We start from the raw sequence: 1,029 nt of genomic DNA, 5'->3' as shown, positions 1-1,029 counted from the left end.
ATCGCTAGTAATCGTGGATCAGAATGCCACGGTGAATACGTTCCCGGGCCTTGTACACACCGCCCGTCACACCATGGGAGTGGGCTGCAAAAGAAGTGGGTAGTTTAACCTTCGGGAGGACGCTCACCACTTTGTGGTTCATGACTGGGGTGAAGTCGTAACAAGGTAGCCCTAGGGGAACCTGGGGCTGGATCACCTCCTTATACGAATAGATTATTGCGATGAGTGTTCACACAGATTGATTAGGTTTGTAAAGATAAAGAGATTTTGTTTTTGCTGAAAAGCGAAAGCAGAAAATAGTAAGTGCCCAACACTTACTGCTTAGTGTCCCGTTCGTCTAGAGGCCTAGGACACCGCCCTTTCACGGCGGTAACAGGGGTTCGACTCCCCTACGGGATACCATTGGGTCGTTAGCTCAGTTGGTAGAGCAGTTGACTTTTAATCAATTGGTCGCAGGTTCGAATCCTGCACGACCCACCATTCTTTTCCACGAAGGAATGGCCTTTGTTTTACTTTTACTAAAGTAAAAACAATAGGAAACTTATGTGGGCGATTAGCTCAGTTGGGAGAGCACCTCCCTTACAAGGAGGGGGTCACTGGTTCGAGCCCGGTATCGCCCACCATTCTCTAAGTAATTTTGGATTAAGATTTTCCAAACCACTTCATTAAAACGTACGTGGTTGGCATTTTTGACTCTGAGATTCTTTAGAAAATGCATTAAGTTTGCATTGCTCTTTAACAATTTGGAAAGCTGACGAATAACATTTGATTAATGTTATTCATTTAAAAGTTCTCAAATCCTAGATGATTTAATCATTTAGGTACCAACACACATTCAAGTGTTCTTGGAAGTGACGAAAGTCCACTTTTTGCCTCTGCTTTTTCTTAAAAAGCGGAAACAAAGAGTTATTTGAGTCCGGCAAAATCGAGTCTGCATCATGTATAAAAATTGCAGACAACTTTGGTTGTTTAACGACAATCTCGAGGTTTCTTTGAAACTCTTTGGGGTTGTATGGTTAAGTGACTAAG

At 43.0% G+C, this 1,029-nt stretch carries 3 tRNA genes and 1 rRNA gene; all 4 read left to right on the top strand.

Features of this window, described 5'->3' with window-relative positions:
• Positions 1-203, top strand: a 16S ribosomal RNA gene (locus tag L4C42_RS23445); the annotation flags it as partial.
• 123 nt (positions 204-326) lie between these two features.
• A tRNA-Glu gene (locus L4C42_RS23440) sits at positions 327-402 on the top strand.
• A gap of 2 nt (positions 403-404) precedes the next feature.
• A tRNA-Lys gene (locus L4C42_RS23435) sits at positions 405-480 on the top strand.
• A 67-nt stretch (positions 481-547) separates the two neighbouring features.
• A tRNA-Val gene (locus L4C42_RS23430) sits at positions 548-623 on the top strand.
• Positions 624-1,029: the final 406 nt, after the last annotated feature.

Origin of the sequence: Vibrio wakamikoensis (genome assembly GCF_050337275.1) — a bacterium.
In the GTDB taxonomy this organism is placed as follows: domain Bacteria; phylum Pseudomonadota; class Gammaproteobacteria; order Enterobacterales; family Vibrionaceae; genus Vibrio; species Vibrio chaetopteri.
The sequence above is the reverse complement of the archived record's forward strand: the minus strand, read 5'-3'. Positions and strand labels throughout refer to the sequence as shown.